Origin of the sequence: Pyxidicoccus xibeiensis, from assembly GCF_024198175.1 — a bacterium.
Lineage (GTDB): Bacteria > Myxococcota > Myxococcia > Myxococcales > Myxococcaceae > Myxococcus > Myxococcus xibeiensis.
Window position 1 is genome coordinate 338,369 of record NZ_JAJVKV010000006.1, and the last position, 12,406, is coordinate 350,774.

9 protein-coding genes are annotated in these 12,406 nt (G+C 69.9%); 5 read left to right on the top strand and 4 right to left on the bottom strand.

Features of this window, described 5'->3' with window-relative positions; translation table 11 throughout:
* The first annotated feature begins 14 nt into the window (after positions 1-14).
* From LXT23_RS28200 to LXT23_RS28220, 5 genes are all read left to right on the top strand, one after another.
* A complete protein-coding gene (locus LXT23_RS28200; RefSeq protein ID WP_253983416.1) occupies positions 15-917 on the top strand; it encodes a DUF3108 domain-containing protein in 903 nt (300 codons plus the stop codon).
* Positions 918-1,049: 132 nt separating this feature from the next.
* On the top strand, positions 1,050-2,405 hold the full coding sequence (locus LXT23_RS28205) for a hypothetical protein (RefSeq protein ID WP_253983417.1): 1,356 nt from the start codon (positions 1,050-1,052) through the stop codon (positions 2,403-2,405).
* A 24-nt stretch (positions 2,406-2,429) separates the two neighbouring features.
* Positions 2,430-3,527, top strand: coding sequence for an imelysin family protein (locus tag LXT23_RS28210; protein ID WP_253983418.1), 1,098 nt, complete (start codon positions 2,430-2,432; stop codon positions 3,525-3,527).
* A 27-nt stretch (positions 3,528-3,554) separates the two neighbouring features.
* Positions 3,555-4,892: a di-heme oxidoreductase family protein gene (locus tag LXT23_RS28215; RefSeq protein ID WP_253983419.1), complete on the top strand. Its 1,338-nt coding sequence runs from the start codon at positions 3,555-3,557 to the stop codon at positions 4,890-4,892.
* Between the two features lie 50 nt (positions 4,893-4,942).
* Positions 4,943-5,314: a hypothetical protein gene (locus LXT23_RS28220; protein WP_253983420.1), complete on the top strand. Its 372-nt coding sequence runs from the start codon at positions 4,943-4,945 to the stop codon at positions 5,312-5,314.
* A 264-nt stretch (positions 5,315-5,578) separates the two neighbouring features.
* Here the strand turns inward: LXT23_RS28220 and LXT23_RS28225 are convergent, their stop codons facing one another.
* From LXT23_RS28225 to uvrB, 4 genes are all read right to left on the bottom strand, one after another.
* Positions 5,579-7,555 carry a hypothetical protein gene (locus tag LXT23_RS28225; RefSeq protein ID WP_253983421.1) on the bottom strand — a complete coding sequence of 659 codons (1,977 nt, stop codon included), beginning with the start codon at positions 7,553-7,555 and terminating at the stop codon, positions 5,579-5,581.
* 68 nt (positions 7,556-7,623) lie between these two features.
* Positions 7,624-8,142 carry a DUF507 family protein gene (locus LXT23_RS28230; protein WP_163996900.1) on the bottom strand — a complete coding sequence of 173 codons (519 nt, stop codon included), beginning with the start codon at positions 8,140-8,142 and terminating at the stop codon, positions 7,624-7,626.
* Positions 8,143-8,280: 138 nt separating this feature from the next.
* Positions 8,281-10,221 carry an excinuclease ABC subunit UvrC gene (uvrC, locus tag LXT23_RS28235; protein WP_253983422.1) on the bottom strand — a complete coding sequence of 647 codons (1,941 nt, stop codon included), beginning with the start codon at positions 10,219-10,221 and terminating at the stop codon, positions 8,281-8,283.
* A gap of 15 nt (positions 10,222-10,236) precedes the next feature.
* A complete protein-coding gene (gene uvrB, locus LXT23_RS28240) occupies positions 10,237-12,357 on the bottom strand; it encodes an excinuclease ABC subunit UvrB (RefSeq protein ID WP_253983423.1) in 2,121 nt (706 codons plus the stop codon).
* Between the last annotated feature and the right edge of the window lie 49 nt (positions 12,358-12,406).

A 12,406-nucleotide genomic window follows, 5' to 3' on the forward strand; every position in this document is an offset into this window, starting at 1 on the left:
GTGGAAGGAACAGGATGAGCTCCATGCGCACCCTCCTCGCGGCCTGGTTGACGCTGTCCACCGGCGCCGCCTGGGCCCAGCTGCCGGACACCGACGCGGACAAGCCCGAGACGGCGGAGGCGGAGAAGGCGGAAGCGGCGAAGAAGGCGCCCCTCACCGTGGCGCCGTGCGCGCAGGCGCTGCCGTCCTTACGCACGCCCATGGCCTTCATGCCCGGCGAGGTGCTCGAGTTCGACCTGGACGCCATGGGCGCGCAGGCGGGCAAGATGACCATGCGCGTGCAGAAGCAGAAGGACGGGCACCTGCCGGTGGAGGTGGAGGCGCAGACCAACACCTTCTTCTCCAAGGTCCGCCGGGTGAAGGGCAGCGCCACCACGTACCTGCACCCGCGCACGCTGCGCCCCAAGCGCTACATCGAAGACACCATGGAGAACGAGCAGCGCCGCAAGGTGGAGGTCGCCTTCGGCCCCAAGGACCGCTCCGTCAAGGTGGACTACCAGATTGGCCAGCGCCCCAAGGGCCAGCTCAACTACACCTACGACAAGGACGGCCTGGACGTGGCCGGCTCCATCTACCTGCTGCGCCAGCTGCCGCTGCAGGAGAACATGCAGGTGTGCTTCGACGTGTACGGCGTGCGCCGGCTGTGGCGCATGCAGGGCGCGGTGGTGAAGCGCGAGCAGGTCACCACCCCGCTGGGCCAGTTCCACGCCTGGCACATGCAGGGCACCGCCATCCGCCTGGACCGGCCCACGCAGAAGCGCGAGGTCCACGTCTGGATTTCCGACGACGCCCGCCGCCTGCCCCTGGCCGCCGTGGGCACCCTGGACCTCGGCGCCGTGCGCGCCACCCTCACCTCCGTCTCCCGCCCCGGCGAGAAGCGCCAGGAGGCCGGTGGCGAGGAGGACATGAAGTGGTGAGGCGCTGACGGCCTCCCTGCCCTGACGTCGCACCCGAGGCCCGCGGCCCCCACGCCGCGGGCCTCTCGTTTGTCCAGATGCTGAGAACGGTTTGCAATTTCAAAATCGGCCGCGTAGCTTGCGCGCGCTCCGATGACTCTCTTCGCGTTCCGCCCGCTGTCCCTGCTGCCGTGCCTTCCCCTGCTGTTCGCCGCCGTCCCCGCGTGGGCCTCCGAGGAGGCCGATGTGGCGAAGGAAGCAGCGAAGGACGAAGCGAAGGAGGAGGCGAAGCGGCCGAAGCTGGAGGTGGAGCTGGGCGGCTACGCGGACCTGCAGTTCGCGTACCTCAACCACGGGGAGAACCAGAACCGGGCGCGCGGCGCGCAGCGCGACTCGCGGCTGGTGTTCGACACCACGCGGCTTGTGCTGGAGCTGGAGGCGGGCCTGCCCGAGTACGGGCTGGAGACCGAGGTGGAGGTCGAGTTCGAGCACGGCGGCACCGGCTCGGCGGTGGAGCTCGAGTACGAGGAGTTCGGCGAGTACGAGCAGGAGGTGGAGAAGGGCGGCGAGGTGCTGGTGGAGGAGCTGTACCTGGCCAAGAAGCTGGGGCGGCACGTGTCCGTCTCCGTGGGCCGCTTCTACGTCGCGGTGGGCACGCTGAGCGAGTTCTACCGGCCCACGGACTACCTGGGCACGGTGCGCGCCGAATCGGAGACGCTCGTCATCCCCAACACCTGGGACGAGATGGGCGCGCAGGTGAAGTGGCAGGTGCCGTGGGGCCTGCGCCTCACCGGGCAGGTGGTCAACGGGCTGGACTCCACGGGCTTCAGCTCGCAGGGCTGGGTGGTGGGCGGACACCAGCGGCGCTTCGAGGTGGTGCGCGCCACGGACCTGGCGCTGGTGCTGCGCGCGGACGTCACCCGCTTCGACGGGCTGTCGTTCGGCGCGTCCGGCTACTACGGCGACACCACGCGCAACCGCCCCAAGCCGGACCTCGTCCAGCAGTGCGAGGCGGCGAACGAGAATGAAGTGGCGCCGTGCGGCTACGTGTCCGCGCCGCTGCTCATCCTCGATGCGCACCTGTCGGTGAAGAAGGGCCCCTGGCGCGCGAAGGCGCTGGTGCTGTGGGGCCACCTGGACAACGCGGAGCAGGTGTCCCAGCGCAACGCGCGCCTGTCCAACCTGCTGGGCGTGCTGCGCACCCCGGTGTCCGACAACGCGCTGGCCGTCTGGGGCGAGGTCGGCTTCGACGTGGCGCCGGCCCTGGGGCTGGGTGACGCGCACGAGGTCATTCCCTACGTCCGCGTGGACTACGCGGACACGCAGTTCAACCCGCGCTCCGCGCTCTTCGACAACCCCCGGTTCCGCCGCACCGTCTACACGGTGGGCGCGGCGTACACGCTTTCGGAGGTGGCCTTCGCGAAGCTCGACTTCAGCCACCGCCGTCTCGGTTCCGCAACGTTCCGGCCGGAGAACACGCTGCGGCTCTCAACGGGCTTCTCCTACTGAAGCCCGTCGCAAGGAAGGTGCATCATGGCTCGTTTCTCCCTGTCCGTTCGTCTCGCACTGGCGCCAGTGCTCGTCTCCGGCGCGCTGCTCGTCGGGGGTTGTTCCAACGAAGACTGCTGTGACATGCCCGAGGTCACCCTGAAGCAGGACCTGGTGACCAACTTCGCGGACCGCGTGGTGGTGCCCACGTACCGGGACCTGGCCCATGAGCTGACGGCGCTGGACACGGCGGTGCTGCTGCTGCGGACCGAGCCGACGGCGGCGCGGCTGACGGCGGCGCGCGAGGCCTGGTTCGCCGCGCGCGTGCCGTGGGAGCAGAGCGAGGGGTTCCTGTTCGGCCCGGTGGACAGCTTCGGGTATGACCCGGCGCTGGACAGCTGGCCGGTGAACCGGACGGACCTGGACGCGGTGCTCTCCAGCAGCGACCCCCTCACGGCCGAGTACGTGCGCAACCTGCAGGAGACGCAGAAGGGCTTCCACACGGTGGAGTACCTGCTCTTCGGCGAGGGTGGCACGAAGAAGGTGGAGGACTTCACCCCGCGCCAGTTCGAGTACCTCACCGCCATTACCACCGAGCTGCAGACCGTGGGCAACGCGCTGCTGGCGGCGTGGACGGAGACCACCGACGGCCGGCCGCCCTACCGCGACACGCTGGCCACCGCGGGGCAGTCCGGCAACACCGCGTACCCGTCCGTGCAGGCCGCGGCGCAGGAGATGGTGGGCGGCATCATCAACATCCTCGACGAGGTCGCCAACGGGAAGATTGCCGACCCGTACGACGCGAAGGACCCGGACCTGGTGGAGAGCCAGTTCGCCTACAACTCGCTGAGCGACTTCACCAACAACATCCGCAGCGTGGAGAACGTCTACCTGGGCCGGGCCACGGACATGACGGCGCAGGGGCAGACGCTGCGTGACGTGGTGGGCGTCAACACGGACCTGGACGCGCGCATCCGCGGCGAGATTTCCCAGGCCATCACCGCGCTCGGCAACATCCCGGAGCCGTTCCGCGACGCCATCCGCGACCCGGCCTCCAAGGATGAAATCGAGGCCGCGCAGGAAGCCATCCGCAAGCTCCAGGACACGTTCGAGAAGAACGTGCTGCCGTTCGTCACCCAGTAGGCACAGCCGGTATCGGGGGGGAAGGCCATGCGACGTCCGTTGATGATGGGAGCCGTGCTGCTGCTGGCCACCGCCTGCGGTGAGGACACGCCGGGAGCTCCGGCGGCCCCGCCGCGCGCGGGTGGCGCGACGACCATCGACGACCGGACCTCGCTGGCCTTCGCCCAGCCCGCGCCCAACCTGTCCCTCGAGGCGCAGGAGCGACACCGGGTGGGCGACGCGGCCTTCGCGGCGGTGTTCGTCCCGGCCCCGGCGCCCGTCAATCCGGGGCTGGGACCCGTGTACAACAACACCTCCTGCAACGGCTGCCACCTGCGCAACGGGCGCGGCATGCCGGTGATGGGCTCGGGCCCGCAGCGGACGCAGCTGCTGGTCCGGGTCAGCATGACGGGCGGCTCGCCGGAGCACCCGAATGGCGCGGTCCCCGTGCCGGGCTTCGGCCTCCAGGTGCAGGACCAGGCCAACTATGGCGTGAAGCCCGAGGCCGCCGTCGCGCTCGAGTGGGTGGAGACGCAGGGGCAGTACGCAGATGGCTCGCCGTATTCGCTGCGCTCGCCACGGGTGCGCATCACCCCGAAGGATGGCTCGGTGCCGCCCGCGGGCATGTTGACGTCGCTGCGCCTGCCGCCGCCCGTCTTCGGACTGGGGCTGCTGGAGGCGGTGGAGCTGTCCACGCTCCAGGCGCTGGCGGACCCGGATGACCGGGATGGCGACGGCGTCTCCGGACGACTGAACGAGGTCTGGGACGTGGCGGCCCGCGCGCTGGCGCCGGGGCGCTTCGGCTGGAAGGCGAACAGCCCGCACCTCGCGCAGCAGTCCGCCGAGGCGTACGTCAACGACATGGGGGTGACCAATCCCCTCTTCCCCGAAGTGGACGGCACGCACGAGCTGTCCCGCGACACGCTGGAGGCGGCGGTCTTCTACGCGCAGTCCCTCGGCGTGCCGGCGCGCACGGCGCTGGACGGCGCGGAGGTGCGGCGCGGCGAGGGCCTGTTCCGGGCACGGGGCTGCGAGCACTGCCACCGCGAGGTGCTGGAGACGGGCCCGTACCCGGTGGCGGAGCTGGCGCACCAGCGCATCCACCCATACACGGACCTGCTGCTGCATGACCTGGGGCCCGGGCTCGCGGACGGGCGGCCGGATGGCGCCGCCACGGGGGCGGAGTGGCGCACGCCCGCGCTGTGGGGCCTGGGGCTGACACAGACGGTGCTGCCGTACGCGGCGTACCTCCATGATGGACGGGCCCGCACGCTGGAGGAGGCCATCCTCTGGCACGGCGGCGAGGCCGAGGCGGCGAAGGAAGGCTTCCGCCAGTCATCGACCGAAGATCGCGCGGCGCTGGTGGCGTTCCTGCGCTCGCTCTGAGTCCGGGCCGGAAAATTGACGGGGTGCTACCGGCCTGTAGCGTCATGGGCATGCCCCCTCCGGCCCTCGCACTCGCCGCCCCCGCGCACCTGCGCCGCGCCGACCCGGTCCGCGTGGCCATGGAGCGCCTGGCCCACTCGCTGCCGGCGCGCACCGACGCGGCCGTGCTGATGGACCTGCTCGAGGATGACCTGCGCGAGGGGCTCGATGCGCTCGGAGACGTGGAGGCCCACTTCACGGACCTGCTGGACACACTCCGGACCGAGGACCTGTCTCCGGTGGAGCTGCTCGACGCCGGCGAGGACACGCGCGTCCTCCAGCGGCTGGACTACCTCCACCACGTCATCGTCCAGCTGCGCAGGCGACTGGCCCAGGCCGCGGCGATGAAGCGCCAGGGGCACCCCACCCCGCGCGGTCGCTGAGCCAGCGCCCGGGGAGCGCCTGCCGCGCCCCGGCGTCGAAGCCCGACACGGCCAGGGAGAGTCCTCCCGTCACCCCTCCGTCGAACCCCGGCACTGGCCAGGTCGCCTCCTCCCGTCACCCCTCCGTCGGAGTCCGGCCCGGGCCAGGGAGATTCCTCCCGTCACCCCTCCGTCGGAGTCCGGCCCGGGCCAGGGAGACTCCTCCCGTCACCCCTCCGTCGGAGTCCGGCCCGGGCCAGGGAGATTCCTCCCGTCACCCCTCCGTCAGATGGACGGCGCCACCCCCGTGCCCCCGGGTGAGGTCACCGGCGCTGCGGGCGCCGTCGTTGCCGGTGTCCCCGTCGCGGACGGTGCCGGTGCGGCAGTGCCCGTTCCCGGCGACACGTTGGCCGGAGAGGGCGTGGCCGGAAGCGCGAGGGCCGGGCCTGCAGTGAGTGGCGCCGGAGTGCCCAGCAGCGGCGGGGCCTGACCGGCGTTGAGCGGCCCGGGCGAGCCCAGCAGCGCGGGTGGCGGAGTCGCAGGATCCGAGTTCAGCGGCGGCGCCGTCGCGATGATGCCCGGGCTCACCTGCGCCGTCCCCAGGAAGGCGTCGAAGCCACCGGGCGCCACCGACGGCACGGAGAAGCCGCCCGAGGTGGCCAGGCTGGGCGGCGTGGCGAAGGGCCGCGTCGCCGGCCCGAAGCCCGAGGGACTGCCCGGAGGCGCCGCACCCGGTGTCACCGCCCCGTCCGCGGCTGCTTCAGAGCCCGGCGCGGGCGTGCCCGGCAGGGAGCCGGAGATGTTCACCGGTGGATTGGGCGCCCCCGTGACGGGGAACGTCCCGCTCGTCACGTCCGGCGTCACCGGCAGGCCCGGCACCACGGAGCCCGGCTGCGCCGGCCCCACCGCCGAGCCCGGCGGCACCACGAGCGCACCACCCGCCACGCCCGCGACCGACGGCAGCCCCGTCCCCCCCAGCGCCCCCGAGCCATCCGCGGGCACCGGTGTCGTCGCCGTCACCGGCCCTCCCACCACACCCAGGTCCGAGGCCGGCAGGGGCGCCCCGGTGGTCGTCTGGCCGCCCGAAGTCGAGCCCGCCACGGCTCCGGCGCCCAACCCCGTCCCGAACGAACCGCCCGTCCCGGTGCCAGCCCCCGCTCCCGTCCCGAACGAACCTCCCGTCCCAGTGCCAACTCCTGTCCCGGTATCAGCCCCCGTCCCTGCCCCGAACGAGGTGCCCGTCCCGGTGGCCGCACCCGTCCCGGTGCCGGACCCGCCCACCGAAACGATGCCGCCCCCTTCCGTCGCGACGATGTCCCGGCCTCCGCCGACCACGCCGAACTCGTTCGTGCTCCCGGGCGTCGTCTCCGGCGTGCCGCCCGGCGCGGTGGCCAGGCCGAGAGTGGTGCCCGTACCGGCGGTGCCGCTGCCTCCGGTGCCAGTGCCCGCGCCGAGCGGCTCCTGCGAGCCGGTGGGCGGTGTCCCGAGAATCGCCGTCGGGGGCACGGGCGTCAGCGTGCTCCAGCTCACCGGCGGGTTCCCCGCGTTCTCCACCACGGCCACGGAGCGCACGGGCACGTCATCCACGCTGATGGCCACGTCTTCGAAAGCGAACTGGAGGAAGCCCCGCGGCTCCACATTCGCGGGCAGGTTCCACACCAGCACCACCAGCTCCGTGTCGCCGTAGCGGGCCTGCCGCAGCAGCCGGTGCGTGTCGTCATCCGCGAACGCCCCCGCCGCCAGCGCCGCCGCATGGACGAAGGCCGTGTCGGTGATGAGCTGTCCGTTGCGCCACACGCTGCCCACGCCCCAGACGGCCGCCGCCGCATGGGTGCGCGTCATGGCCGACCAGCCCAGGCCACTGTCGCCGTAGAGCGGCACGTCCAGCCACACCCCGCCCTGGATGGCATGAGGCGGCGGCCGGGGAAGCGGGCCCGAGGCGGCCTGCCCGCGCACCTGCGCGGGCGGAAAGCCAGCCTGGGTCAGTTCGACCCGGTACTCCACCACGCCCAGCCGGAAGGAGGCAGTGAGGCGTCCCCGGTCGCCGTACGTGGCGCCAGGCAGGGACACCCTGTCCTCCACGTCGAGCGAGGCGCTGCCCAGGCCTCTCTCCGAGAGGTCGCTGAAGGGCAGTGGGCCGTGGGTGAAGAAGCCGTCCGGTTGCTCGGTCCTCGCGCTGGCCTCTCGGCCCTCGAACGTGAACCCGCCTGGCGCCTGGGCCAGAAGACCGGTGAGTAGGAGCGAGGTGAAGGGTCCCGCCATCGACGCTGCCTCCTTGTCTCACAAGGTAGGCAGCGGAGCGGGGAACGGCAGTCCCCTCTCCTCGAAGACTAGATGAGACCCCGGGCGCGACGAATCTGCTCGACCGTCTTGTTGTACTCGATGTCGAAGGCGCTGGTGCCCTCCTGCAGGTGCTTCAGGCGGGAGCGGGCCTCCTTGTCGATTTCGTCGTCCACGTCGAGGTGCCGCTTCATCACGGCGAAGATCTTCTGACGCAGCACGTTGTCGGCGGCGTACACCTCTTCGACGTTCCGGCTGATGAGGAGGAACTCGATCATCTGGTTGATGACGTACTCGATGCCCTCGTCCCCCATCTTGAAGCCGCGAACGTCCGCCATCTCGCGCTTCACCTGGTTGAACTTGGAGTAGTCATATCCGCGACGCTCCAGGGCCTCGCGCGTCGCCTGGTTCACACGCTCCTCGTTCGCGAGGTACTCGCGCATGATGGCCGACAGGTCCATCTCGGCGTCGGCCACGCGCATCGGCTCCACCTCGATGTCCCCGTCCTGCATGAGCTGCTGAATTCCCTCGCGCGAGATGATCGGGATCACCTTCGGATACAGCCTCATGTCGGTCCCTCGCCCTCTGTAAAACATGCTCGGAATCGTCAACCGCTATAAATCAGCGCCGAGCAAAGTCGCAATGAAAAACCCCGGGAACTTCGCGGTTCCAGCGCGCTTTCCCCCACGGTCTGAGGCGGAAATTAATCACGCTGCTCCGGGTGGCGACCCTCCCTGCGTTTTTTCGTTCATCGGTTCGCTCGCATCGTCCAGTGACGCCTGACGTACGGGGTCCTCCGCATCCTCCTCGGGGTGGCCATGGAGGCCGGCGTGGACCCGCTCGGCCACCGCCGGCCCCACCACCTCCGCCAATTCCTCGATGGAGGCCTCTCCCACCCGCTTGAGAGAGCCGAAGTGGCGCAGCAGCAGCTTCCGCCGCGCCTCGCCGATTCCGGGAATGTCCTCCAGGGCCGAGTGAATCCGACTCTTGCGCAGCACCTGCTTCTGGAAGGTGATGGCAAAGCGGTGCGCCTCGTCCCGCATCCGCGTGAGCATGAACAGCTCCGCGGAGTTCTGCTGCAGGACAATGGGGTCTTTCCGCCCCACCACGAAGACGCGCTCGGGGCTCCTGGCGCTCTCGGCATCCCGGTCGAACACCTCCAGGTCGCGGCTCTTGGCCAGACCCACCACGTCCACCGAGTCCACGCCCGCGTCCTTCAGGGCGGCGTGGGCGCTGGCGAGCTGGCCCTTGCCTCCGTCGATGACGAGCAGGTCCGGCAGGTCGTTGTCCTCCAGCCCGCGCTTGAGCCGGCGCGTGACGACTTCGTACATGCTGGCGAAGTCGTCCTGTTTCTCCAGTGTCTTGATTTTGTACTTCCGGTAGCGCGACTTGTCGGTGTCGCCGTCCGTGACGGCCACCTGCGAGGCGACGATGGCCGAGCCCTGGAAGTGGGAGATGTCGAAGCACTCCATGCGGCGCGGGAAGTTGCGCAGGCCCAGCCGCTGCTGGAGGCGGGACAGCACCGCGTCCGTCTCGTCCTTGGTGCGGCGGCGCTCCAGGAAGGCCTGCTCCGCGTTCTTCACGGCCATCTGCACCAGGTCGTGCTTCTCGCCGCGCTTGGGGACGAGCACCCGCACGCGCTCGCCCTTGCGCTCGCTGAACAGGGCCTCCAGGCCCTCGGTGCCGTCGTCGGGCTCCACCGGCAGCAGCACCTCCTCCGGCACGAAGCTGCCCTGGTCGTAGTAGAGGTTCACGAAGGACGAGAGCAGCTCCCCGTCGGGGAACTCCTGGCTGCCGAAGGGGAAGGCCTGCCCGCCGTTGAGGCGGCCCTGACGCACCCAGAGGACGTAGAACAGGATGCGGTCGCCCTCGCGGTGGAAGGCGAAGACGTCCTGGTCCTTGAAGTCCGTGGTGGCGACCTTCTGGCGCTCCAGGCTGCGCTCAATTGCGTTGAGCTGATCTCTCAGGCGCGCGGCCTCCTCGAACTTCAGCTCCCGCGCGGCGCTCTTCATGCGCAGGCGCAGCCCCTCCACCAGCTCGCTGGCCTTGCCCTCCAGGAACATCGTCACTTCATCCACGCTGCGGCGGTAGTCCTGCTCCGGCACGGGGTGGACGCACGGCGCGGGGCAGCGGCCGATTTGAAAGAGCAGACAGGGCCGCTTGCGGTTGGCCAGCACGTGGTCCGTGCAGGTGCGCAGGTGGAAGTAGCGGTTGATGATGCGCAGCGTCTCGCGGATGGCGCCCGCGCTGGAGTACGGCCCGAAGTAGCGCGCGCCGTCCTTCTCGTACTTCCGGACGACCTCCAGGCGCGGGTACGTCTGCGTCCTGTCCAGCCTCAAGGAGATGAACTGCTTGTCATCCTTGAGCATGACGTTGAAGCGCGGCTTGTGCTTCTTGATGAGCTCGTTCTCGAGGAGCAGGGCCTCCTTCTCGTTGTTGACGAGCACCGTCTCCAGGTCGCCCAGCATCTGGTCCAGCAGCGACACGAAGACGCGGGTGTCACCCGTGCGGGTGAAGTACGAGCGCACCCGGTTGCGCAGGTTGATGGCCTTGCCGACGTAGATGACCTGGCCCCGGCGGTCCTTCATCAGGTACACGCCGGGCTCGGTGGGCAGCGCGTCCAGCTTCTCCTGGAGCTTCACGTCCATGGCTGGAGCCTCCGGCTACCTGCGACCCCGCGCGCCGCCCCGTGCTCCCGCGCCGCGCCCCCGGCCCTTGCCGCGCCCCTTCTGGGAGTCGGCGTCCTCCGCCTTCGCCGGCGCCTTGAGCAGCGCGCGCGACGGCGGCTTGAGGCCCAGGTCCATGTCCTTGAGCAGCTGCACCCTGTCCCTGCACTCGGCGGCCTTCTCGAACTGCATCTCGTCGGCCGCGGCGAGCATGTCCTTGGTGAACTCCGCGATGAGGCGTTTGATCTCCTTGGGCTGGAGCAGGTCGTCCTCGCCCTCGGCGGCCATGGGAAGGGCGCCGGCCTCCGCGTCATAGACGTGCTCGGACAGGTCGGTGATGTTGCTCTTCACCGAGCGCGGGGTGATGCCATGCGCCTCGTTGTGCTTCTTCTGGATTTCGCGGCGGCGGGCCGTCTCGTCCAGGGCCTTCTTCATGGAGTCGGTGATGCTGTCCGAGTACATGATGACGCGGCCACTCAGGTTTCGCGCCGCGCGGCCGATGGTCTGGATGAGGGACACGTGGCTGCGCAGGAAGCCCTCCTTGTCCGCGTCGAGGATGGCCACCAGCGACACCTCGGGGATGTCCAGGCCCTCGCGCAGCAGGTTGATGCCCACCAGCACGTCGAACTCACCCTTGCGCAAGTCCCGGATGATGGCGGTGCGCTCGATGGCGTCGATGTCCGAGTGCAGGTAGCGCACGCGCACGCCCACGTCGGAGTAGTACTCGGTGAGGTCCTCCGCCATGCGCTTGGTGAGCGTCGTCACCAGGACGCGCTCCTTGCGCGCGACGCGCAGGCGCACCTCCTCGAGCAGGTCGTCCACCTGGTTGCCCACGGGGCGCGTCTCCACCTCCGGGTCCGTCAGGCCGGTGGGGCGGATGATCTGCTCCACCACCACGCCCTTGGACTTCTGCAGCTCGTACTCGGACGGGGTGGCGGAGACGAAGACGAGCTGGGGCACCAGCTCCTCGAACTCGCCGAACTTCAGCGGCCGGTTGTCCAGGGCGCTGGGCATGCGGAAGCCGAAGTTGACCAGCGTCTCCTTGCGCGCGCGGTCTCCCCGGTACATGGCGCCAATCTGCGGAATCGTCTGGTGGCTCTCGTCGACGAGGACCAGCAGGTTGCGCGGGAAGTAGTCGATGAGGCACGGAGGCGGCTCCCCCGGCGCGCGGCCGGAGAAGTGGCGCGAGTAGTTCTCGATGCCGCTGCAGTAGCCGACCTGTTCAATCATCTCGAGGTCGAACATGGTGCGCTGCTCCAGCCGCTGTGCCTCCAGCAGCTTGCCCTCCTTCTTGAAGAGCTGGAGCTGCTCGGTCAGCTCGTCGCGGATGGTCCGCAGGGCGGACTTGCGCGTGTCCTCGCCGGCCACGTAGTGGCTCGCGGGGAAGATGACGATCTTGTCCAGCGAGCCCAGGGTGACGCCGCGCAGCGGGTCGAACTCGGTGATCTTCTCCACCTCGTCGCCGAAGAAGGACACGCGCACGGCGCGCTCCTCCTCGTACGCGGGGAAGACCTCGACGGTGTCACCGCGCGCGCGGAAGGTGCCGCGGCTGAAGTCCAGGTCGTTGCGCTCGTACTGGGCTTCCACCAGCCGCCGCATGAAGCCGTCGCGGCCCAGGCCCATCTCCATGCCTACGTCCACGCGCACGGCCAGGTCCACATAGCTGCGGGCCGCGCCGAGGCCGTAGATGCAGGACACGCTGGCGACGATGATGACGTCGTCCCGGGTGCGCAGCGAGTGGGTGGCCGAGTGGCGCATCCGCTCGATGTTGTCGTTGATGGACGAGTCCTTCTCGATGAAGGTGTCCGTCGACGGGACGTAGGCCTCGGGCTGGTAGTAGTCGTAGTACGAGACGAAGTACTCGACGGCGTTGTTCGGGAAGAGCGCCTTGAACTCGCCGTAGAGCTGGGCGGCCAGCGTCTTGTTGTGGGCGATGACCAGCGTGGGCCGCTGCACGTTGGCGATGACGTTCGCCATGGTGAACGTCTTGCCCGAACCCGTGACGCCCAGGAGGGTCTGGTAGCGGTCGCCCCGCTGCACGCCCTCCGTGAGCTCGCCAATGGCCCTCGGCTGGTCGCCCTCGGGCTGGTGGTCGCTGACGATCTGGAAGTCCGGCATATCCGTGAGGTTTAACACCTCAAGGCCGGGAAGACCGTCGGTTCGTGCA

Bases quoted from the DNA above. Each gene is read 5' to 3' on its own strand.
- LXT23_RS28200 (WP_253983416.1), top strand. From the start codon at position 15: ATGAGCTCCATGCGCACCCTCCTCGCGGCCTGGTTGACGCTGTCCACC.
- LXT23_RS28205 (WP_253983417.1), top strand. From the start codon at position 1,050: ATGACTCTCTTCGCGTTCCGCCCGCTGTCCCTGCTGCCGTGCCTTCCC.
- LXT23_RS28210 (WP_253983418.1), top strand. From the start codon at position 2,430: ATGGCTCGTTTCTCCCTGTCCGTTCGTCTCGCACTGGCGCCAGTGCTC.
- LXT23_RS28215 (WP_253983419.1), top strand. From the start codon at position 3,555: ATGCGACGTCCGTTGATGATGGGAGCCGTGCTGCTGCTGGCCACCGCC.
- LXT23_RS28220 (WP_253983420.1), top strand. From the start codon at position 4,943: ATGCCCCCTCCGGCCCTCGCACTCGCCGCCCCCGCGCACCTGCGCCGC.
- LXT23_RS28225 (WP_253983421.1), bottom strand. From the start codon at position 7,555: ATGGCGGGACCCTTCACCTCGCTCCTACTCACCGGTCTTCTGGCCCAG.
- LXT23_RS28230 (WP_163996900.1), bottom strand. From the start codon at position 8,142: ATGAGGCTGTATCCGAAGGTGATCCCGATCATCTCGCGCGAGGGAATT.
- uvrC (WP_253983422.1), bottom strand. From the start codon at position 10,221: ATGGACGTGAAGCTCCAGGAGAAGCTGGACGCGCTGCCCACCGAGCCC.
- uvrB (WP_253983423.1), bottom strand. From the start codon at position 12,357: ATGCCGGACTTCCAGATCGTCAGCGACCACCAGCCCGAGGGCGACCAG.